The organism is Neobacillus sp. MER 74, assembly GCF_023714155.1.
Genome location: NZ_JAMAUV010000005.1, coordinates 277,250 through 298,186, shown reverse-complemented (window position 1 = coordinate 298,186; position 20,937 = coordinate 277,250). Strand labels below are relative to the sequence as shown.

At 39.0% G+C, this 20,937-nt stretch carries 18 protein-coding genes; 14 read left to right on the top strand and 4 right to left on the bottom strand.

Translation table 11 applies throughout. The features are described from left to right. Positions 1 to 98 precede the first annotated feature (98 nt). The 13 genes from M3610_RS11990 to M3610_RS11930 all read left to right on the top strand — a co-directional run bounded on the left by M3610_RS11990 (position 99) and on the right by M3610_RS11930 (position 15,366). Positions 99 to 824, top strand: coding sequence for a ThuA domain-containing protein (locus M3610_RS11990; protein ID WP_098575827.1), 726 nt, complete (start codon positions 99 to 101; stop codon positions 822 to 824). 2 nt (positions 825 to 826) lie between these two features. Continuing rightward, complete coding sequence (locus M3610_RS11985; protein WP_098575826.1) at positions 827 to 1,861, top strand: Gfo/Idh/MocA family protein; 1,035 nt, start codon at positions 827 to 829, stop codon at positions 1,859 to 1,861. Continuing rightward, the gene (locus M3610_RS11980) at positions 1,858 to 2,877 is read left to right on the top strand and encodes a Gfo/Idh/MocA family protein (protein WP_098575825.1); all 1,020 of its coding nucleotides are present in this window, start codon (positions 1,858 to 1,860) and stop codon (positions 2,875 to 2,877) included. Before M3610_RS11985 ends, M3610_RS11980 begins: the two co-directional genes overlap by 4 nt. Further along, entirely contained in the window at positions 2,874 to 3,842 is a 969-nt protein-coding gene (locus tag M3610_RS11975; protein ID WP_098575824.1) for a sugar phosphate isomerase/epimerase family protein, read from the top strand. The genes M3610_RS11980 and M3610_RS11975 overlap by 4 nt, the downstream gene beginning before the upstream one ends. A 64-nt stretch (positions 3,843 to 3,906) precedes the next feature. Further along, positions 3,907 to 5,577, top strand: a complete 1,671-nt coding sequence (locus M3610_RS11970) for a glycoside hydrolase family 13 protein (RefSeq protein WP_098575823.1) — start codon at positions 3,907 to 3,909, stop codon at positions 5,575 to 5,577. Between the two features lie 271 nt (positions 5,578 to 5,848). Then, positions 5,849 to 6,676 (top strand): glycerophosphodiester phosphodiesterase, encoded by an 828-nt coding sequence (locus M3610_RS11965; protein WP_098575822.1) that lies wholly within the window; start codon positions 5,849 to 5,851, stop codon positions 6,674 to 6,676. Positions 6,677 to 7,101: 425 nt separating this feature from the next. After that, on the top strand, positions 7,102 to 8,127 hold the full coding sequence (locus tag M3610_RS11960; RefSeq protein ID WP_098575821.1) for a LacI family DNA-binding transcriptional regulator: 1,026 nt from the start codon (positions 7,102 to 7,104) through the stop codon (positions 8,125 to 8,127). Between the two features lie 103 nt (positions 8,128 to 8,230). Beyond that, positions 8,231 to 9,457, top strand: coding sequence for an ABC transporter substrate-binding protein (locus M3610_RS11955; RefSeq protein ID WP_251459396.1), 1,227 nt, complete (start codon positions 8,231 to 8,233; stop codon positions 9,455 to 9,457). A gap of 140 nt (positions 9,458 to 9,597) precedes the next feature. Beyond that, the gene (locus M3610_RS11950) at positions 9,598 to 10,464 is read left to right on the top strand and encodes a carbohydrate ABC transporter permease (RefSeq protein WP_098576149.1); all 867 of its coding nucleotides are present in this window, start codon (positions 9,598 to 9,600) and stop codon (positions 10,462 to 10,464) included. Continuing rightward, on the top strand, positions 10,464 to 11,285 hold the full coding sequence (locus M3610_RS11945; RefSeq protein WP_180230209.1) for a carbohydrate ABC transporter permease: 822 nt from the start codon (positions 10,464 to 10,466) through the stop codon (positions 11,283 to 11,285). The genes M3610_RS11950 and M3610_RS11945 overlap by 1 nt, the downstream gene beginning before the upstream one ends. A gap of 25 nt (positions 11,286 to 11,310) precedes the next feature. After that, entirely contained in the window at positions 11,311 to 13,500 is a 2,190-nt protein-coding gene (locus M3610_RS11940) for an alpha-galactosidase (RefSeq protein ID WP_098575819.1), read from the top strand. A gap of 96 nt (positions 13,501 to 13,596) precedes the next feature. Next, positions 13,597 to 15,084 (top strand): glycoside hydrolase family 32 protein, encoded by a 1,488-nt coding sequence (locus tag M3610_RS11935; protein ID WP_251459393.1) that lies wholly within the window; start codon positions 13,597 to 13,599, stop codon positions 15,082 to 15,084. 12 nt (positions 15,085 to 15,096) lie between these two features. Beyond that, entirely contained in the window at positions 15,097 to 15,366 is a 270-nt protein-coding gene (locus M3610_RS11930; RefSeq protein ID WP_098575817.1) for a SemiSWEET transporter, read from the top strand. Positions 15,367 to 15,423: 57 nt separating this feature from the next. Here the strand turns inward: M3610_RS11930 and M3610_RS11925 are convergent, their stop codons facing one another. The 3 genes from M3610_RS11925 to M3610_RS11915 form a co-directional block, all read right to left on the bottom strand. Further along, a complete protein-coding gene (locus tag M3610_RS11925; RefSeq protein WP_098575816.1) occupies positions 15,424 to 15,813 on the bottom strand; it encodes a YuzC family spore coat inner layer protein in 390 nt (129 codons plus the stop codon). 124 nt (positions 15,814 to 15,937) lie between these two features. Continuing rightward, complete coding sequence (gene liaG / locus M3610_RS11920; RefSeq protein ID WP_396953644.1) at positions 15,938 to 16,816, bottom strand: LiaG family protein; 879 nt, start codon at positions 16,814 to 16,816, stop codon at positions 15,938 to 15,940. A gap of 145 nt (positions 16,817 to 16,961) precedes the next feature. Beyond that, on the bottom strand, positions 16,962 to 17,924 hold the full coding sequence (locus M3610_RS11915; protein WP_251459389.1) for a DMT family transporter: 963 nt from the start codon (positions 17,922 to 17,924) through the stop codon (positions 16,962 to 16,964). 228 nt (positions 17,925 to 18,152) lie between these two features. On the opposite strand from M3610_RS11915, the gene M3610_RS11910 reads away from it, so the two are divergent. Beyond that, positions 18,153 to 19,121 carry a bile acid:sodium symporter family protein gene (locus M3610_RS11910; RefSeq protein ID WP_251459381.1) on the top strand — a complete coding sequence of 323 codons (969 nt, stop codon included), beginning with the start codon at positions 18,153 to 18,155 and terminating at the stop codon, positions 19,119 to 19,121. A 53-nt stretch (positions 19,122 to 19,174) separates the two neighbouring features. Here M3610_RS11910 and ade read toward each other — a convergent pair whose 3' ends face one another. Then, on the bottom strand, positions 19,175 to 20,920 hold the full coding sequence (ade, locus tag M3610_RS11905) for an adenine deaminase (RefSeq protein ID WP_251459371.1): 1,746 nt from the start codon (positions 20,918 to 20,920) through the stop codon (positions 19,175 to 19,177). Positions 20,921 to 20,937: the final 17 nt, after the last annotated feature.

Genomic DNA, 20,937 nt, shown 5'->3' with positions numbered 1-20,937 from the left:
AATATTTTCCACCCTATCTGTCAATGTAAGCCGTTTCATTAATTTCTTTATTCTCTAAAATAAAAGGTAAATAAAAGATAAAAAGGAGTAGGTTGATCATGTTGAAAGTAACTGTATGGAATGAAAACCGTCACGAGCAAAAAAATCCGGTTGTAAGGGATATATATCCGAACGGCATCCACGGGACAATCGCTGATTTCCTTCAGATTGAAGGTATCCAAGCAGGAACAGCTACTCTTGATGAGCCGGAGCATGGCTTAACGGATGAAGTACTAGCGAATACTGATGTATTAGTATGGTGGGGACATCTGGCACATGGTGAAGTAAAAGATGAAATTGTGCAGAAAGTTCAGCAGCGTGTCCTTGATGGAATGGGACTAATTGTTCTTCACTCCGGCCATTTTTCGAAAATCTTTAAAACATTAATGGGAACAAGCTGTGATTTGAAGTGGCGTGAAGCGGATGAAAAAGAGCGTCTTTGGGTTGTAAGTCCAAGCCACCCGATTACAGAAGGAATCTCTGAATATATTGAGTTAGAAAAAGAAGAAATGTATGGCGAGCATTTTGATATCCCTCAGCCTGATGAGTTGATTTTTACAAGCTGGTTTGAAGGCGGCGAAGTTTTCCGGAGTGGCTGTACATACAAACGCGGGAATGGAAAAGTGTTTTACTTCAGACCTGGACATGAAACCTATCCAACCTATCATAACGAACACATTCAACGCGTCATTATTAATGCGGTGAAATGGGCGCAGCCAGTAAAACGCGAGCGTCCAGTTTATGGAAATGCAAAACCGCTAGAAGCAATTAAAGGAGGCAAATAACAATGGGAAAATTAAGAGTCGGAGTAATCGGATGCGGCAGTATTGCTCAGCACCGTCATTTACTAGAATATAAAGCAAATAATCAGGTAGAGCTTGTAGCTGTTTGTGATATTAACGAAGAGCGGGCAAATCAAGTAGCTGAAAAATTCGGAGCAGCAGCATATACAAGCTATGAAGAATTATTGAAAAATGCTGAAGTGGACGTCGTCAGCGTTTGTACACCGAACTATCTTCATGCGCCAATCTCGATTGCGGCATTAAATGCAGGTGTACATGTTCTTTGTGAAAAACCAATGGCGACTTCGAAGCAAGAAGCAAAAGCGATGATTGCCGCAGCGAAAGAGAGCGGCAAAAAGTTAATGATTGCCCATAATCAACGTTTCGTTCCGTCTCATCAAAAAGCACGTCAGTTAATAGCAAGCGGGGAAATTGGCAAAATTTATAGCTTCCGTACGGCATTCGGACATGGCGGTCCAGAAGGCTGGAGTGTCGAAGGCAAAGAAGGATGGTTTTTCCAAAAGGAAAAAGCATTCGTTGGGGCGATGGGTGATTTAGGTGTTCATAAGACCGATTTGCTTCGCTATGTGCTAGGAGAAGAAATTGTTGAAGTAGGTGCTTTTGTTGAAACGAGCGCTAAGGAATTTGCCGATGTTGATGACAATGCCGTTTGTGTGTTAAAAACAGAAAGCGGGATTATCGGAACACTTGCTGCAAGCTGGGCTTATGTAAGTAAAGAAGATAATTCTACTATTATATATGGTGAAAAAGCGATTTTACGATTAGAGGATGATCCAACCAATTCACTTGTTGTTCAATATTCGAACGGAGAAGTGGTTAATTATCAGCTAGGGAAAATCCAGTCCAATGACGCGGGTGGACAAAGAACCTCTCATGTTATCAATCATTTTGTAGATTCCGTGCTTCACGATCAGGAGCCGCTTGTACCCGGTGAAGAAGGGATGAAATCACTAGAGGTTATTTTAGCAGCGCTTGAGTCAAATGAAACAAAACAAATTGTAAGAGTGAGAGAACAATGATAAAACTTCGCATAGGAATTATCGGGGTTGGCGGTATTGCACAGGGCCGCCATATCCCGGCTTTTTTACAGTTAAGTGATATTTGTGAAATAACGGCCTTAAGCGATGTGAATATCCACCGAGCGAGAGAGACAGCTGAGAAGTATAACATCCCTAATGCGTTTGAGGATTATCTAGATCTTTTTCCAGAAGTGGATGCGGTTTGTATTTGTACGCCAAATAAATTTCACGCTGAGATTACCATCGCCGCATTTAATGCTGGGGTTCATGTTCTATGTGAGAAGCCGATGGCACTTAGCTTCGAAGAATGCGAGGCAATGGTCGCTGCTTCCAAACAAGCGGACAAAGTTCTGGCGATCGCCTACCATTACCGTTTTATGAAAGAAGCACAGGCGGCTAAGAAGGCAATGGATGAAGTAGGGTTGCCGCTAGTCGTGAGAGTCCAAGCATTAAGGCGCCGCAAGGTACCAGGCTGGGGGGGTTTTACCAATAAAGACCTTCAAGGAGGCGGCAGCCTGATTGATTTTGGCTGTCACCTTCTCGACTTAGCGCTTTGGCTGATGGGAAATCCAAAACATACCGCGGTGTCAGGCACCACATATAACACATTAAGTAAACAGCCGAATCAGGTGAACCAATGGGGTAGGTTTGATCATGAAACCTTTAATGTCGATGATCATGTCACCGCCTATATGAAATTTGAAAATGGCGCATCGATGCTATTTGAAACTTCTTGGGCGGCGAATATCAAGGACGACCAGGCGAATGTCAGCATTTCCGGAGCGGACGGCGGTTTAAGCGTCTTTCCATTTGAACTTTTTACAACGAAACACGGAATGCTTTTAAATAGTGAGGCCGCCTGGCTTCCTGGCAAGGAAGATCCGGGTGTGCCGCAAGCGAAAAATTTTATCGATGCCTGTCTTGGAATTGCAGAACTAGTGGTAAAGCCTGAAGAGGCACTTCAAGTTTCACAAATCATTGATCGTATTTATGAGAGTGAGGGAAATTCATTATGAAACTAGGCGTTTTTACCGTTTTATTTGCTGAAAAATCATTCGAGGAAATGCTTGATACAGTTAAAGGTGCAGGACTACATGCGGTTGAAATCGGAACTGGATGCTATCCTGGTAATAGCCATTGTGATTTAGACACGTTATTGGAAAGTGAAGCGGCGCGCCAAGAGTATATTCAAAAAGTAGAAGAGCGTGGACTAACGATTAGTGCCTTCAGCTGCCATGGAAATCCAATTTCTCCTGAAAAAGAATTTGCTAAAAACTCGCACGAAACACTCGTAAAAACAATTCAACTTGCTTCATTGCTGAAAGTTCCGGTTGTTAACTGTTTTTCTGGTACAGCAGGCGACCATGAAGGAGCTAAATACCCAAACTGGCCAGTTACGCCTTGGCCGAATGAGTATGGTGATGTATTAAAGTGGCAATGGGAAGAAAAACTGATTCCTTATTGGAAGGAAGTTGGTCAATTTGCTAAAGACCACAATGTAAAAATAGGGCTTGAACTTCACGGAGGATTTTTAGTTCACACTCCATATACACTTTTAAAGCTTCGTGAGGAGACCTGTGATGCCATTGGCGCTAATTTAGACCCAAGTCACTTATGGTGGCAAGGCATTGACCCGGTGGCAGCGATTAAAATTTTGGCAAAGGAAAATGCGATTCATCATTTCCATGCCAAAGACACGTACATTGATCAGGAAAATGTGAATATGTATGGATTAACGGATATGCAGCCGTATGGAGAAGTGAAAACGAGGGCATGGTCGTTCCGTTCGGTTGGCTGTGGACATAGCCTAAAAGAATGGTCTGATATGATGAGTGCACTCCGAACCTACGGATATGATTATGTGGTCAGTATCGAACATGAAGATCCAATTATGTCGATTAATGAAGGTTTCAATCGGGCAGTAACCAATTTGAAATCGGTCTTAATTGAGGAATCGGTTTCGCAAATGTGGTGGGTTTAGATTGAGAGGCATACAAGAATTTTTAAGCTAATAAATGAATTCGGTCTAGAACTGAGGTGCCCAAGTGAACAAAAAATGGTGGAAAGAAAGTGTTGCTTATCAAGTGTATCCCCGTAGTTTTATGGATAGCAATGGCGATGGGATTGGTGATCTAAAAGGGGTGACTACCAAACTAGATTACCTACAAGAGTTGGGCGTTGATGTCATTTGGCTCTCTCCGATGTACAAATCACCAAATGACGACAATGGTTATGATATTTCCGATTACCAGGATATTATGGATGAATTCGGGACGATGGCTGATTTTGACGAACTGCTGGAGGGCGTTCATCAGCGTGGGATGAAATTAATCCTAGATTTGGTCATCAATCATACGAGCGACGAACATCCATGGTTTATCGAGTCACGCTCCTCAAAAGACAACCCTAAACGTGATTGGTACATTTGGAGTGATGGTAAAGATGGAAAGGCGCCGAACAATTGGGAGTCGATTTTCAGTGGGCCCGCTTGGAGATATGATAAAGAAACAGAACAATACTTCATGCACATCTTCTCCGCACGTCAGCCTGATTTGAATTGGGAAAACCCTGAGGTAAGGGATGCTTTATACGAAATGGTAAACTGGTGGCTGGAAAAAGGGATTGACGGCTTCCGTGTCGATGCCATCTCACATATAAAAAAAGAACCAGGATTCCCTGATATGCCAAACCCTGATCACTTAGATTACGTACCTTGTTTTCCTAAAATGATGAATGTGGATGGAATTGATGAGTTCCTCACAGAGTTTTCGCAAAAAACCATAAAAAACTATGACATCATGACCGTTGGGGAAGCAAACGGTGTGGGATTAAATGAGGCAGATCAATGGGTAGGCGAAGAAAAAGGCTATTTTAATATGATATTTCAATTCGAATTTTTAGATCTGTGGGATAAGGATGCAGAAGGGTCTATTGACGTTCGTAAGTTGAAAAAGGTTTTAACCAAATGGCAGACAGGTTTGGAAGGCAGAGGCTGGAATGCCCTATTTATTGAAAACCATGATCAGCCGCGCCGGGTTTCTAGCTGGGGAAATGACAAGGAGTATTGGAAAGAGAGTGCCAAAATGCTTGGAGCCCTTTATTTTCTAATGAAGGGTACCCCGTTTATTTACCAAGGCCAGGAAATTGGGATGACGAATGTCCAGTTCCCTTCCATTGAAGAATACAATGATGTTGGTATGATTAATTACTATCATGTTGAAACGGCAAAAGGACGTTCCCATGACGAAATTATGAAAGTTATTTGGGAAAAGGGACGGGATAATGCGCGGACACCGATGCAATGGGATGCAACCAACAAAGGTGGATTTACAACTGCGGAGCAATCATGGCTTGGGGTCAATCCGAATTACACAGAGATTAACGTCGAGGCACAAGTAAATGATTCTGACTCAATCCTATCTTTTTATAAAAAATTAATTCGCTTGAGAAAAGAGAATCCAGTGTTTGTTTATGGCACCTACGATTTGTTAGCAGCGAATCATCCGAAGTTGTTTGTGTACACGCGCAGATTAGGAAATCAAAAAGCGATTGTAATTAACAATTTTAGTGAAAAGGCGACCAGATTTCGTATCCCGGGAAGTTTATCTTTTTCTACTTCTGAACTTGTTCTTCATAATTATGACGGTGCGGATAAGAAGTTACGGAAAAAATTCACTCTTAAACCCTATGAAACAAGAATATATTTATTGAAGTGATGGATTAGAGGGGAAAAGGCTGCTTGCCACCCTTGAATGTATATTGAACAGCGTATTTATACTAGAATGGAGCAGGGCCGATATCCGGTTTCTGCTTTTTTAATTTTGGCAAAAGGAAATAGAATGTCTTTTTTGTAAAATAAGGAATGAACAAGTACCTATACTTTTTTACATAATATTAATAATGACTATATGAGATTACCATAGTGACTTAACATTTTTCTCATACAATTTTCTATGTAATAAACATACAAAAGGGAGATGAGGAAAAATGAAAAAAACAATGTTATTGGGGACGGGCCTTGCTTTTACTTTATTATTTAGTCCGTTTCAGCAGGCTTTTGCTGCCGAAACAACTGGGGAGTTACGAAAAATGGATACCGTTGCCCATCGCGGAGCATCAGGTTATGCGCCTGAAAACACCATTGCTGCTTTTGATAAAGGGGTAGACATGAAAGCAGATTATATTGAAATTGATGTTCAAAGAAGCAAGGATGGGAAATTGGTCATCATTCATGATACAAAGGTTGATAGAACAACAGATGGTACAGGGTATGTTAAAGACTTAACATTTGACCAGATCAGAAGTCTTGATGCAGGCAGCTGGAAAGGGGAACAATTTAAAGGGGAAAAGATTCCTGCATTTGATGAAATTCTTGACCGCTATCATGGGAAGATTGGTATTTTAATAGAATTGAAGGCACCTGAACTCTATCCTGGAATTGAAGAAATGGTAGCCCAAGAATTAAAAGACCGTAACTTGAATAAACCGCAAAATGAAAAAATCATTATTCAATCCTTTAATTTTGAATCCATGAAAAAAATAAATAGCCTGTTGCCTAAAGTACCGATTGGTGTCCTTACGTCGAATAGAGCGGACACATCTGAACAATCATTAAAGGAATTTGCTGCATACGCTGATTACTTTAACCCAAGCTACGGAATTGTAACGGAAGAATTAGTCAAGCAAGTACACGCAAACGGTATGAAAATACAATCCTGGACTGTGCGCAGTCATGAAGCTGCAGAATTTCTCTTAAAAATGAATGTAGATGGAATTATAACAGATTATCCTGATTTTGTGGATCCTAGGAACTAGAAAACCAATGTAAAAAGAGAGTCGAAAAGTGGGAACTTTTTGACTCTCTTTTTTGGGCTTATAAAAACAACAGATCCCTCAATGGGGATATTACATCCGAGTTTTTGTAGTGATTGAGGTGAAAAAGCTGCCCAGGATTGTTTTATGTGCACCATGCAAACCACCAGACCTAAACTGAATAAAAGAAAGTCTTTTGAATGATATATTTTTTCTAATAGTAAACAGTAGGAAGTAAAGATAACTACAAATCACAGTTATCTTTACTCTTTTTTGTAATTTATTTAGTAAACGTAACTAAAACATATAGTAAATATTACTGTATTATTGAAATAATTTAAAAATATATTGTATGAAAGCGTATTATCTGTTATATTATTAATATAAAGTTTAGTTAATTTAACTAAATTAAGGATGATGGTGAAAAAATGGCAACTATAAAAGATGTAGCCGAACATGCTAATGTTTCAACTGCAACGGTGTCAAGGATATTAAATAATGATCCAACGCTCTCTGTATCTGAGGATACTAGAAAAAAGGTTATTGAAATAGTTAATGAGTTAAACTATAAACCTTTGAGAAGAAAGAATGGAAAAGCAGATAAAAAAACAGAATCCAATAATATTGGACTGATCATGTTAAACGATGAAACTGTTGATCCATACTTTCAGTCAATCCGACTTGGAGTAGAAAGTATTTGTAATCAATATTCGCTTAATATCGTCGCTACCATGACGGTTGGAAAAAGTACCATTACATCAGAGAGTTTGAGTGGTCTAGACGGACTCATTGTCATTGGTGATGTAGATATTGAGGATTTAAAAGAAATTTACTATGAAAATGATAATATTGTTGCTGTCGATTATCTGCCTCGAGTGAATACAGTAGATGTTGTGATTTCTGATCTTGAAGGAGCAACAAACCAAGTATTGGAGTATTTAATAGATCTTGGTCATATTGATATCGCTTATTTAGGCGGAAAAGGAACGGTATTTGGAGTTAGCAGTAATAAAACCTTTGATAAAGTAGATACGCGAAAATGTGCTTTTGAAAAAATAATGAAAGAAAAAGGTTTTTATAATCCTGCCAATGTCTTAGAGGGTGATTGGGGACCGACAAGCGGCTATTCATTAACAAAGGAACTATTGGAAAGTGGACAACTTCCAAGCGCAATTGTCGTAGGAAGTGATCCAATGGCTTTAGGAGTACTTCGTGCTTTACATGAAGCGAATATCCAGGTTCCTAATGAAGTATCGGTGTTTAGCTTTGATGATATTGAGGCATCTGCTTATATGAATCCACGCCTTTCTACTGTAAAAATGCATGGGGATGAAATGGGTAGAACAGCAGTTAAATTGCTATATGACCGCTTACAGGGAAGAACAGTACCTCTCAAGGTGGTCCTTCCAACAGAGCTTATTTTTCGAGATAGTGTCAGTGCAAACAAACGATAAAAGTGTTATACAAATGGATTTGGTGAGGTTATAAATAGCTATTTGTATTCACACCCGAGTTCATTTATAAATAAAAAATTTTTAAAATTTGGAGGGGTTTTCTATGAAAAAATCAATCTCGTTAGTTGCAACTGGTATGATAGCGCTTTCTGTTCTTGCGGGATGTGGCAATAAGGAAGAAGCTTCAGGTGGTTCAAATGGAAAGGTGAAGATTGAGTTTTTAGAGTACAAATCTGAAGCAAAAGGTACATTTAGTGAATTAGCCAAAAAATTTGAAAAAGAAAACCCCAATATTGATATTGTTGTTACTAATCCACCAGATTCTGTAACAGTATTAAAAACGCGGGTAGCCAAACGTGATCTTCCTGATGTTATTGGAATGGGCGGGGATGTATCCTATGCAGAGATTTCAAAGGCAGGGGCTTTGAAAGATGTTTCGAAAGACAGTGCACTAAATGACATTCAGCCAGCGTATATTGACATGTTAAAGGATATTTCAAAACAGGACAAAGTATATGGAATTCCCTATGCGGCAAATGCAAATGCAGTAATTTATAATAAAACTATTTTCAAAGAATTAGGCATTGAAGTACCAACAACATGGGAAGAGTTTATCGCGGCCGCAGAAAAAGTAAAAGCTGCAGGGAAAATTCCATTTTATTTTACCTTTAAAGATGCTTGGACAGCCTTACCTGCTTACAATGTGCTGGCAGCAAACACACAGGGAGATGACTTCTTTAAAAAGTTAGATAAAGGAGATACAAAATTTGCTGAAGGGCACAAGGAAGCAGCTGAAAAGCTATTAACCTTGCTCAAATATGGCCATAAAGATCAGAATGGTAAAGCGTATAATGATGGAAACGTAGCCTTTGCAAAAGGTGAGTCTGCTATGTATCTCCAAGGTATTTGGGCGATTCCAGAAATTAAAAAAGCAAATCCAAACATTGAAGTAGGTGTATTCCCTTACCCAATTGGTGACTCAAAAGTTGTATCAGGTGTAGATTTATTACTTGCTCAATCTTCGACTACAGAGCATCCGAAAGAAGCTAAAAAGTTCATTGAATTTCTTTTAAGCGATGAAAATATGAAAGAATACCTTACACAGCAAAACGCCTTTTCAGCAAAAAAAGGTATCGTACAGGAAGCACCTGAGTTAGAAGGATTAAAAGCAAGCTTTGAAAAAGGTGCAGTCGTTGACTTCCCTGACCACTATGTACCAACTGCTGTAGCCCTTAATAAACAATTGCAAGTATTAACTCAGAAAAAAGATGCTAAGCAATACTTGAAAACCCTAGATACTGAATGGGAAAAAGTAGCCAACCGTAAATAATAATTTAATCATGGAGAAATTGGGAGAATCCTAATTTCTCCATCTTTATAAATAAAGGAGTGAAAGAAGTGAGTAAAGAAGAACTCACCTTAAAAAATGGGAGTATTCCTACTACTAGTAAAAAAGTAAAGAAGAAAACTATGAAACTCAAAAACGTACCTTTTTATTTAATGACCGTGCCTGCGCTTCTTCTTTTCGCTATTTTTCATACCTATCCAGCGCTTCAAGGCATTTATTATTCATTTACAAACTGGGACGGCTTAAGTTTCACTTACGACTTTGTTGGAATAAAAAATTACTTAAACCTTTTTAAAGACCTAAATATTCTAAACTCTTATTTATTTACGTTTAAATTTGCAATTATTTCGACCATTCTCGTAAATGTTTTAAGTCTCTTGATCGCGATAGGATTAAACGCAAAAATTAAAGGAAAGAACTTTTTTCGAGCAACATACTTCTTACCTAATGTGCTCGGAGTATTAATTGTAGGGTTTATTTTCAATTTTATTTTTTCAAATGTCATCCCAAATTTAGGAGATAAGTTAGATATTGGGTTCCTTTCTATCAATATTTTAGGCAGTGAGAAGTTTGCCTGGTTAGGAATCGTCATTGTAGCGGTATGGCAGGCATGTGCATTCAATGTGATTTTATATTTATCAGGTTTGCAAACCGTTCCATCTGAACTATATGAAGCATCGAGCCTTGATGGAGCCAATAAATGGCAGGAATTCTGGAAAATTACTTTCCCGATGATTGCGCCATTCTTTACTATCAATATGGTACTGTCGATGAAAAACTTCCTTATGGTCTTTGACCAGATTGTTGCTTTAACAGGTGGCGGACCAGGCCGTGCGACGGAATCGATTTCGCTATTAATTTATAAAGGTGGATTTCAGGGGGGAGAGTTCGCCTACCAATCAGCCAACTCCGTTATCTACTTTATTGTGATTGTTGTCATCTCTGTAATTCAAATTAAGGTACTTCAAAAAAGGGAGATGGATATGTAATGTTGAGACAAAAAACGAACTGGCCCGTTACCATTTTAATCGCTTTAGGGTCGTTATTCATACTTTTCCCGTTGTATATTGCCGTTTCCATTGCATTAAAAACACCGGACGAGATGGCGCAATCGGTACTTTCTCTTCCAACAGGCCTTCATTTTGAGAATTTTAGCAAGGCTATCGAAGCGACCAACTTTTTTGCCGCCTTCAAAAATAGTGCCTTGATTACGGTTGTTACGGTGGTTTTTACAATCTTAACAAATTCAATGGTCGCTTATGCGATTGCGAGAAATATGGATAAGAAATTTTTTAAAGGACTGTACTACTATTTTGTCAGTGCTATGTTTATCCCATTTCCGATTATTATGCTTCCGCTAGTAAAACAGACCGCAGCTTTTGGCATGGATAACCAAGGTGGACTAATCTTTTTATATATAGTCTATGGAGCTGCATTAAATATCTTTATTTACGCAGGTTACATCCGCTCGATTCCCAAGGAACTAGAGGAAGCAGCTATCGTAGACGGTTGCGGTACATGGGGAGTATTTTGGAAAGTGATTTTCCCGCTATTAACTCCAATTAATGCAACGGTTGGAATTTTAACATGTTTATGGGCTTGGAACGACTTTATGCTGCCGTTGATTATCTTGAATGATCCGGCTGATGCAACACTTCCATTAGTTCAATATATATTTCAGTCTGAGTTTGGCACTGACTTTAACTTAGCGTTCGCATCTTACTTATTAGCCCTTTCACCAATGGTGATTGTGTATATCTTTGCACAAAAATGGATAATTGGCGGGGTTGTAAAGGGTGCTATTAAATAGAACACCTTAGGAGTTGTATTTTTTTATGGGAATTCAATTTGATTCTAAAAATAAAACCTTTCATTTGCAGGCAAAAGATACTAGTTATGTAATGGAAATTGTTCGTGACGGATACTTGCTTCATCTATACTGGGGTAAAAAAATAAACAAATATCGTCATTCAAATCCATTACAGCTTTTAGACCGTGGTTTCTCTGGAAATCCGTATAAAGAAGACAGAACCTTTTCATTAGATACTCTTCCTCAGGAATATCCGCAGTATGGGAATACCGATTATCGGAAACCAGCATATCAAGTGCAGTTAGACAATGGTTCAACTGTATCGGATTTAAGGTATGCGTCCCATACGATTTTTAAAGGAAAGGCTCCGTTAGATGGGCTTCCTGCGACATATGTTGAAGACGAGGATGAGGCAGAAACGCTTGAAATTACTATGGAGGATAGCTTCATCGGCTTAAAAGTGATCTTAAGCTATACCGTTTTCGAGCAACTTAATGCCATTACGCGTTCGGTACGATTTATTAATGATGGAGCAGAGTCATTAAAGCTGTTAAGTGCTCAAAGTCTTAGCGTTGATTTTAGGGATGCCGATTTTGAGTTTTTACATCTGCATGGAGCGCATGTAAAGGAAAGGCATATTGAAAGGCAGCAGTTGCGTCATGGCATCCAGTCCGTTGAAAGCACAAGAGGGGCAAGCAGCCATCAGCATAATCCGTTTATAGCTCTATTAAGGAAAGGGACAACGGAAGATACTGGCGAAGTATATGCTTTTAACTTTGTGTACAGCGGTAATTTCCTTGCACAGGTGGAAGTGGACCAATTTAATAATACAAGAGTCACAATGGGAATAAATCCTTTTGATTTTAGCTGGAAGCTTGCACCAGGTGAAGATTTTCAAACACCGGAAGCTGTTATGGTGTATTCATCAGAAGGTCTCGGAAGTATGTCAAGAACCTTTCATGAGTTGTACGGTTCCCGCCTTGTAAGAGGCGTTTTCCGGGATAAAGAGCGACCTGTTTTAGTAAACAACTGGGAAGCAACTTATTTTGATTTTACTGCTGAAAAGATTATGGATATTGCCGAAGTTGGCCGTGAATTAGGGATTGAATTATTTGTCTTAGATGACGGATGGTTTGGCAAGAGAAACAATGATACTACTTCGTTAGGTGATTGGTTCGTGGATCGCCAAAAGCTGCCCGAAGGCTTGGATAATCTCGCTCTTCGGGTCAAAGAAATGGGAATGGATTTTGGGCTTTGGTTTGAACCGGAGATGATTTCTGTTGATAGCGATCTATACCGAGAACATCCAGATTGGTGCTTGCATGTACCTGGACGAAATCGTTCGGAGAGCCGTAATCAGCTAATATTGGATTTTTCAAGGGAAGATGTTTGCTATGAAATGATTAAAAGAATTAGTAATATTTTAGCAAGTGTACCAATTTCCTATGTGAAATGGGATATGAACCGCCATATGACCGAAATCGGTTCGGCTGCTCTTCCTCCTGAAAGACAAAGAGAGACAGCGCACCGTTATATGCTGGGATTATATAAAGTGATGGAATCTATCACTTCTTCCTTCCCGCATGTTTTATTTGAAAGCTGCTCGGGTGGAGGAGGCAGATTTGATCCGGGAATGCTCTATTACATGCCGCAAACATGGACAAGTGACAATACAGATGCAGTCTCACGGCTAAAGATTCAATACGGCACGAGTCTTGTTTACCCGATCGTTACCATAGGTGCACATGTATCGGCGGTACCAAACCATCAGGTTCATCGAAGTCCTTCTTTAGAAATGCGCGGAGATGTTGCAATGTCTGGAAATTTAGGCTATGAGCTTGATTTAACCAAACTAACTGAAGATGAAAAGGAAATCGTCAAAAAGCAAATTTCCCACTATAAGGAAATTCGCCAATTAATTCAGTTTGGTGATTTTTATCGATTGCAAAGTCCTTTTGATGGAAATGAAACGGCATGGCTTTTCACGACTAAGGACAAGACAGAAGCAATCGTATACTATTTCCGGGTTTTGGCTGAGCCAGCTGCACCAACAACAGTATTAAGACTGAAGGGAATCGATATTACGAAACAATATCAAGTTGTCGGTAGTGAAAAGGTATTTGGCGGGGATGAACTTTCTTATGTTGGACTCTCTATACCGGTAGAAATAAAGGGAGACTTCCAAAGCTTTGTTTGGCATTTGAAGGAGTTATAGAATAATAGATGACTAGTAAAAGATAACGATGAAAAGCAATTGAATTTAATCGCTTCATCGTTTTTCTTTTTGCTGATAAAAAAGTGAGGGATATTCATGGTACAGGAACATCAACAACGTTTGGCAAAAGCACAGGCTACTATTCAGGAGGCAAGTAAAAACGTAAAAAATACTCCATTTCGCCTTGGCTATCATATTATGGCTCCAGCAAACTGGATTAATGACCCTAATGGAGTAATTCAGTGGAACGGGGAGTACCACGTGTTCTTCCAGCATCATCCATACAGCGCAAAAGGCGGTCCGATTCACTGGGGACATGTGAAAAGTAAGGACTTGGTGTATTGGGAGCATCTCCCGATAGCATTGGCCCCAGGTGAAGAGTATGACAAAAGTGGATGTTTTTCCGGCAGTGCAGTTGACAATAATGGAAAATTAACATTGATTTACACTGGCCACGTTACCTTGAACGAGGAAACAGATGAATTTATCGAATATCAGTGCATTGCGGAAAGTATCGATGGTGTCCATTTTGAAAAACATTCAAGCAATCCTGTGATTGCGGAACCTCCTAGCGAAGGCTCGCCCCATTTTCGTGATCCAAAGGTCTGGAAGCAAGAGGATAAATGGTATATGGTAATCGGAAGTCAAAAGGATAACCTCGGAAGAGTCGTTTTATATGAATCTAACGATTTAATTTCTTGGGAATATCAAGGTGTCTTAGCAGAGAGTACAGGCAAACTTGGTTATATGTTTGAATGTCCTGATTTCATTGAATTGGACGGAAAACATATTCTTCTCTTTTCACCACAGGGAGTTGAACCTGAGGGAGATCACTACCAGAACTTATACCAAAATGGTTGTTTAATTGGGGAGTTTGATTATAATTCTAAGAAATTCTCTCACGGTGAATTTTTGGAATTGGATAAAGGGTTCGATTTTTATGCAGGTCAATCTTTTCTAGATGACAAAGGAAGAAGAATTGTGATTGGTTGGATGGATATGTGGGAATCACATATGCCCGAGCAAGAGCACGGTTGGGCAGGAGCATTGACCATCCCTCGTGAATTGAAATTCAATGAAAATGGCAACTTATCTATGGTCCCTATTGAAGAGTTGCTGAAGATACGGAATGAATACATTTATGTACCAGAAACCACCATTTCAGAGAAAATAATTTTGAAACAAATTCAGGGTGAATGCCTAGAAATTATTGCTGAGTTTTCTCTGAAGGAATGTTCTGCTGAAAAGTTTGGTATCCGTGTTCGATGTTCCCAGGATGGGCGAGAAAAAACTTCTGTAATATATGATGTAAAAGAAGATAAAATTTGTGTTGACCGCAATTACTCGGGTAAAGGAGAAGGCGGAATAAGAACAAGCGTTGTACCTGGAAACCATGAATCTATTAAACTCCACCTATTTATTGACAGGTCATCATTGGAGTTGTTTGTAAATAATGGAGAAACAGTAATGACATCACGCATTTATCCTGACCCGTTAAGTACTTCTGTAGAATTATTTAGTGAGGGAGGAGCAGCCAAATTAATTAAATTAGAATCATGGACATTAAAGGATATATGGCTTTAAGGAGACAAAAGAATGCAACAACTCATACCAATTTTCGGCTATGCTGCAGCTATTTTAACCACCCTTTCATTCCTGCCACAGGCAATTAAAACTATTAAAGAGAAAAATACCGAAGGAATATCCTTAGTCATGTACAGTTTGTTCACAAGTGGAGTTTTTCTGTGGCTGGTGTATGGGCTATTTGTGAAAGATATTCCAATCATTGTTGCTAACTCTATTACGTTAATTTTAGCTGTAACGATATTAGTGTTAAAAATTAAATATAGTGCAATTGCAAAGTAAAAAAAGTTGTGGTATCCGCGTGTGATGGGGATACCACTTTTTTTGATAAATATTTATTTACTTCCCCCATTTCATCGACACTTTTAACGTGCAGCAACTTTCAGGATTGTTTGGATGCGGTGAAGCGTAGAGTTCGAATTGGACGCCAGATGGTGTAAAGCTAGTTTCAACAGGTACTTTTAATCCAACGGAACTAATTAAATGATCAACTTCCGCTTTTTTCCCTTGCTGGGCTGCACTCATCATTTTCCGAGCGAAGCCAACGTCCCCTAAGCGATCTAACAAAATACTCCCTTGGTCCATTAATAGTCGAAATGACTTGACGGAGCCCTCAAATATTTTTACATCTACTGGCGGATAACTCCTTGGATACGGGTGAAATACGATGTGAGGCGGGTATGCAGACAATGGAGGGTAGATTGGATATTGGCAGGGATAGTAATACATGGTAACTCTCCTTCCATATTTAAAACGCAAGCCAGAATAAGATATGATATTTTTCGGATTATGGTTCCTTTAAGCAATAAAATAAAAAAACGCATGAATTCACACATCCACGCGCTTTTGAAACTTAACGGATTGTAATATCGCCGCTTGACACATCCAGGTCTATTTTGTATTTACCAGAGCCATGAATTCCTTCGATGCTTCTTTTCTTAATGTTTTTTGATGTCAATGGCAGTTCACAAATGATATCCCCACTGGCAACGTCTCCGTCTAAGGTGAAATCCGCATTGTTAGGAAGGTCTAACTTTACATCTCCGGAACTGACTTCAATATCAATTGAATCTGTCAGTTGATCTACTTGAAAATCAAGTTCCCCAGAGGAAACATTCGCTTGAATGGCACCGGTATATTCCTTCACATCCAGGCTGCCAGAACTTACATCAAACGATCCAGTTTCTGTTTGTAGTGATTTAATATCTACATCTCCTGACGCTACATTTTGTTCGAAATTGTTGATAATCATGTTTTTTAGGTCCATGTTGCCTGAACCAATATCAACAGATAATTCGTCTAGTTTTAACGGATTACTTTTGGATTGTCCTGAAAAATTAACATTCCCCGAACCTAAACTGATGCGCATGTCACGGTGATAATCTTCTGGGATATAAATTACTAATTTCTTCTTTTTTGAGAAAGGAGACCAGTCGAACCAACCAAATCCCTTATGTTTGACTGAAACCTCGATGGTGTCGCCGTGCTCTCTAACGGTTAGCTTATCATTGCCGTTGTAGATGGCTTTCACATCTTTCCGATCCTCTGGAATAATTGTTGTACTTACACTGGAAATATCTACTTCAATAACATCAATATCCTTGGTCATTGCTGCCTCTGTGGTTTTATTATCTGTTTTACTAAACCAATCAAACGCAGAAACTTGATTATAGAGAATATATAATCCGGTGATCACCAATAACAGAAAGATAATTCTTTTCACTTTTCCCATCCCCTTTTCCTTACATCTTCTAGTTAAGGATAAGAAATCCTCTCGCTATCCTCAATGAACCAGAGATTTATTTTATTCTAGGACTTGAGGTGTATTGGGTTTGAGTTTTTTGTGGATAAAAAAAGTGACTCAAGCTTGAGCCACATTAATGCAAGTCCTTTACTTTATTCAAATATAATTGATTCTTTTTGTGCTTGGATTGAGATAGGAACTCCTCAAACGCACCAGATCCAAATAAAACACCTGCAAGTATGAAAATAAAACCAAATATTTGCGATGCCGTAATCTGCTCGTCGAGAAAAATAACGGCACCAATCAAGGCGAAAAACGGGTTGAAATTGATAAAAATAGCCGATTCAGCTACACCCACTTTACCGATGGCATTATTGTAAATCATATGACCAAGAGCCGTGGCAATAATAGCGGAAGCAAAAAATATCATCCAAACGCTGACAGAACCATGAGAAATTTCTTTCAGCCCATTTGGTTCTGTAAAACGGCTAATGATAAATAAGATGACAGAACCAATCACTAGCATATAACCTGTCATCAAACGTGGATCCAGAGTTTCGGAACATTTTTTAATTAAACTAAAACTAAATGCTTGAGCGAATATTGCCAGGAACACATAAATATCTCCACTGGAAACTGTACTTACTCCAGCATTTCCAAATAACACAATAAACGTAACACCCATAAAACCCATTATGATTCCCAACAATCGAATCAACGTGATCCTAGTTCCTAATAAGAAAAAGGCAACAATTGTCGTGAGCAAGGGACCAAGTCCTAAAATAAGACCCCCGTTTGTTGCAGAAGTCTTTAATAACCCAAGTGACAAAAAGAAATGGTGGCATACCACGTTAAAAAGACATGCGAAAAAAATATACCGAAACTCTTTTCTTGAGGGCAGCCTGACTTTCTTAAAAAAACCAAGGATGATAAATACACAGATGCCCGCTGTGAATACCCTTAGTGCAGTAATGGTCTCTGGCATAAAGGCCGTAACAATGATTTTCGTCGCAATGACATTCAGCCCCCATGTGGCCATTACAAATACTAATAGCATGTATATCTGATATTTTTGCGCTTTTGCCAACTGTTTCACTTCTTTCTCATTTCAATTACAATGTAAATAGATTGCAATTATTATACATCTTTAGTAGATGTTTGACATGTATATTTTTTCGTATTTCGAAAGAATTTAAGATTACTTGATTTAGGATGAAGAGAAATTGTGGTATTCTTTATAATTATATAGTAACTGTTCTAGAGGGACTTACTGCTTGGAAGGCAAATGTAAGTTGCTTCACAAATAAATAGGGAGACTCTCAACATGTTGCAAAAGATAAATAAACAACTAGAAAGAATTATGCCATTAATCACTCCGGTTAGTGTATTGACTGGAGTAATATTCAGTATCTATCTAAAGGACTTTTCTTACTTAATTCCATGGATTTTTGCATTTATGACCTTCGCAGGAAGTTTAAGTTCCAATTTCCATTCGTTAAAAGAGGTAATTATTCATCCATTCCCCATTTTTATTGCGATGTTAATCCTCCATATTCTTATGCCGATATGGGCTTGGAGTGTAGGTCATGTCGTTTTTTCTGGTGATATATATACGATTACAGGACTAATTCTAGGAATGGTAATCCCGACAGGGGTCACAAGCTTCATTTGGGTGGCCATTTACAAAGGGAATATTCCGCTGGTCTTATCGATTATTTTAATCGATACCTTGCTTTCACCCATTATTGTTCCTTATTCGCTATCGTTATTTATGGGTGAAACCATTGAGATGGACTATATCAGTATTATGAAGGGACTATTGGGAATGGTCGTTATCCCCTCGCTGATAGGAATGTATTTAAACCAAGTGACCAAGGGGAAAATTAAAGACCAATTGGGAACACGCCTTGCTCCCTTTTCAAAAATATGCCTGGGTTTTGTGGTCATGCTTAATGGAGCAGTTGTAGCACCATACTTAAAAAATATTAATCTTAAATTAGTTAGCATTACGTTGACCGTCTTTTTGATTGCATTAACTGGATACTTGTTTTCGTTTTTAATAGGGAAATTTTTTAAAGGTGGACGCGCCAACATTATTTCGCTAACTTTCACTGGCGGAATGAGAAATATAAGTGCAGGTGCAGTGATCGCTGTTTCCTACTTTCCAGCCGCAGTAGCGGTGCCAGTGGTTGTCGGCATGCTATTTCAGCAGATCCTTGCTTCCTTAAATGGTCACTTTCTCAATAGGTATTATAATAGAAAAATTGAAAATCAGGATTCTGTTGCTTTATAAGGGCAAATACACCAAAACATCCTCTCAGCCCAAATGGCAAGAGGATGTTTTTATTACACTTCATTTGCATCAAGATCGATATGTTTAAATTTACTGACTAGAAACAACCCCTTATCTGTAAGTTTTAATTCTGGTATGACCGGGAGTGCTAAAAAAGATAAGGTTAGAAACGGGTTAAAGTGATGATTTGCTCCCAGTTTTTGAAGAGCAAGATTGATTTCTTTAAGACCAGAATACACCTCTTGATATGGCCGATCGGACATTAAACCCGCAATGGATAGTTCCAATGAAGCAATGACCTCTCCTTGGTTGACAACGACCAGACCGCCTTGCATTTCTTTGATCGCCTTTGTGGCCATTACCATATCATCATCTGTCGTTCCTGCAATAATAAGATTATGAGAATCATGGGCGATGGTTGTGGCAATGGCACCGGATTTTAGCCCCAATCCTTTAACAATACCTAAACCGATTTGATTTTTTAGGTGATGGCGTTCAATTACGGCTAGCTTTAATTGGTCATTGGTTATAGAAGTTTGAAAGAACCCGCCATCATTCTTTTCAACCTTTTCAATCAGATGACGAGTTACTAGACTATTTGGAATAATTTCAATGATATTTGCTTTGTTCGTTCTTAAAGGAATATGGAAATGCTTTTCTGTTAGCTCATGGTAACGAACTGAATTTCTCAATCGCTCTGTTTCAACGAAAGTTTGGGTGTTTAAATCCATAGTCAGTTGACCATTATTGACAACAGCCTTCCCATCTTTAAAAACAGTTCTAATATTAATTTTATTCATGTCATCAAACAGGAAGAAATCAGCTTTGTATCCGGGGGCAATCGCTCCTTTATTTTCGAATCCAAAGCATTCGGCTGCATTGATGGTGGCCATTTGAAAGGCGGTAATAGGTGAGAGGCCTGTGGCGATAGCAAGTCTCACGTTGTAATCGATGCTTCCATCATGAACAAGATCGTCTAAATGTTTATCATCGGTGACAAATAAGCATCTTCTGGCATTACGCTCATTGACGATTGTTATCAATTGTTGCAAGTCCTTAGCCACTGTCCCTTCGCGAATCATTAAATACATTCCTCTTTGGAGACGTTCTTTTGCTTCCGCGGCTGTTGTACTTTCATGATCGGTTCGAATCCCAGCAGCCATATAAACATTAATATCATTGGCTGATAAGCCTGCCGCATGGCCGTCAATTTTTTTACCGAATTGTTTAGCTTGTAAGATTTTTTCAAGCATTTCCTGTACTGCCTTTAAGACTGCCGGGAAATTCATGACTTCAGCTAGTCCTAGTACGCGCGGCTCGAGATAAAACGGTTTAAGGTCCGCGGCATTGAGAGTAGCACCGGAAGTTTCAAATTCGGTTGCTGGAACACAGGAAGGAAGCATAAAGAAAAAGTCAAACGGTAGATGTTCCGAGGAATCAAGCATGTACTGTATTCCGTCCGTTCCTAATACGTTGGCAATTTCATGGGGGTCGGCAACAACTGTAGTCACCCCGTGCGGAAGGAGAACCTTTGCAAACTCCTTTGGCGTGATCATTGAGGATTCAATGTGTACATGACCATCGATAAAAGCAGGGGAAATATATAGCCCCTTCGCATCAATCATCTTTTTTCCCTCATATTCACCGATTCCAGCAAAATATCCATCCACGATCGCAAGGTCCCCTTCAATAATCTCCCCTGTAAAAACGTCAATAATTTTTCCGTTTTTAATAACAGTATCAGCTGGCTCTCTTTTGGAGGATACAGAGATTCGTTTAATTAATTGTTTTCTCTCCATAGGACAACATCCTTTTT

Coding starts and splice junctions, on each gene's coding strand:
- M3610_RS11990 (WP_098575827.1), top strand. CDS start 99: ATGTTGAAAGTAACTGTATGGAATGAAAACCGTCACGAGCAAAAAAAT.
- M3610_RS11985 (WP_098575826.1), top strand. CDS start 827: ATGGGAAAATTAAGAGTCGGAGTAATCGGATGCGGCAGTATTGCTCAG.
- M3610_RS11980 (WP_098575825.1), top strand. CDS start 1,858: ATGATAAAACTTCGCATAGGAATTATCGGGGTTGGCGGTATTGCACAG.
- M3610_RS11975 (WP_098575824.1), top strand. CDS start 2,874: ATGAAACTAGGCGTTTTTACCGTTTTATTTGCTGAAAAATCATTCGAG.
- M3610_RS11965 (WP_098575822.1), top strand. CDS start 5,849: ATGAAAAAAACAATGTTATTGGGGACGGGCCTTGCTTTTACTTTATTA.
- M3610_RS11960 (WP_098575821.1), top strand. CDS start 7,102: ATGGCAACTATAAAAGATGTAGCCGAACATGCTAATGTTTCAACTGCA.
- M3610_RS11955 (WP_251459396.1), top strand. CDS start 8,231: ATGAAAAAATCAATCTCGTTAGTTGCAACTGGTATGATAGCGCTTTCT.
- M3610_RS11950 (WP_098576149.1), top strand. CDS start 9,598: ATGAAACTCAAAAACGTACCTTTTTATTTAATGACCGTGCCTGCGCTT.
- M3610_RS11945 (WP_180230209.1), top strand. CDS start 10,464: ATGTTGAGACAAAAAACGAACTGGCCCGTTACCATTTTAATCGCTTTA.
- M3610_RS11940 (WP_098575819.1), top strand. CDS start 11,311: ATGGGAATTCAATTTGATTCTAAAAATAAAACCTTTCATTTGCAGGCA.
- M3610_RS11935 (WP_251459393.1), top strand. CDS start 13,597: ATGGTACAGGAACATCAACAACGTTTGGCAAAAGCACAGGCTACTATT.
- M3610_RS11930 (WP_098575817.1), top strand. CDS start 15,097: ATGCAACAACTCATACCAATTTTCGGCTATGCTGCAGCTATTTTAACC.
- M3610_RS11925 (WP_098575816.1), bottom strand. CDS start 15,813: ATGTATTACTATCCCTGCCAATATCCAATCTACCCTCCATTGTCTGCA.
- liaG (WP_396953644.1), bottom strand. CDS start 16,816: ATGGGAAAAGTGAAAAGAATTATCTTTCTGTTATTGGTGATCACCGGA.
- M3610_RS11910 (WP_251459381.1), top strand. CDS start 18,153: ATGTTGCAAAAGATAAATAAACAACTAGAAAGAATTATGCCATTAATC.
- ade (WP_251459371.1), bottom strand. CDS start 20,920: ATGGAGAGAAAACAATTAATTAAACGAATCTCTGTATCCTCCAAAAGA.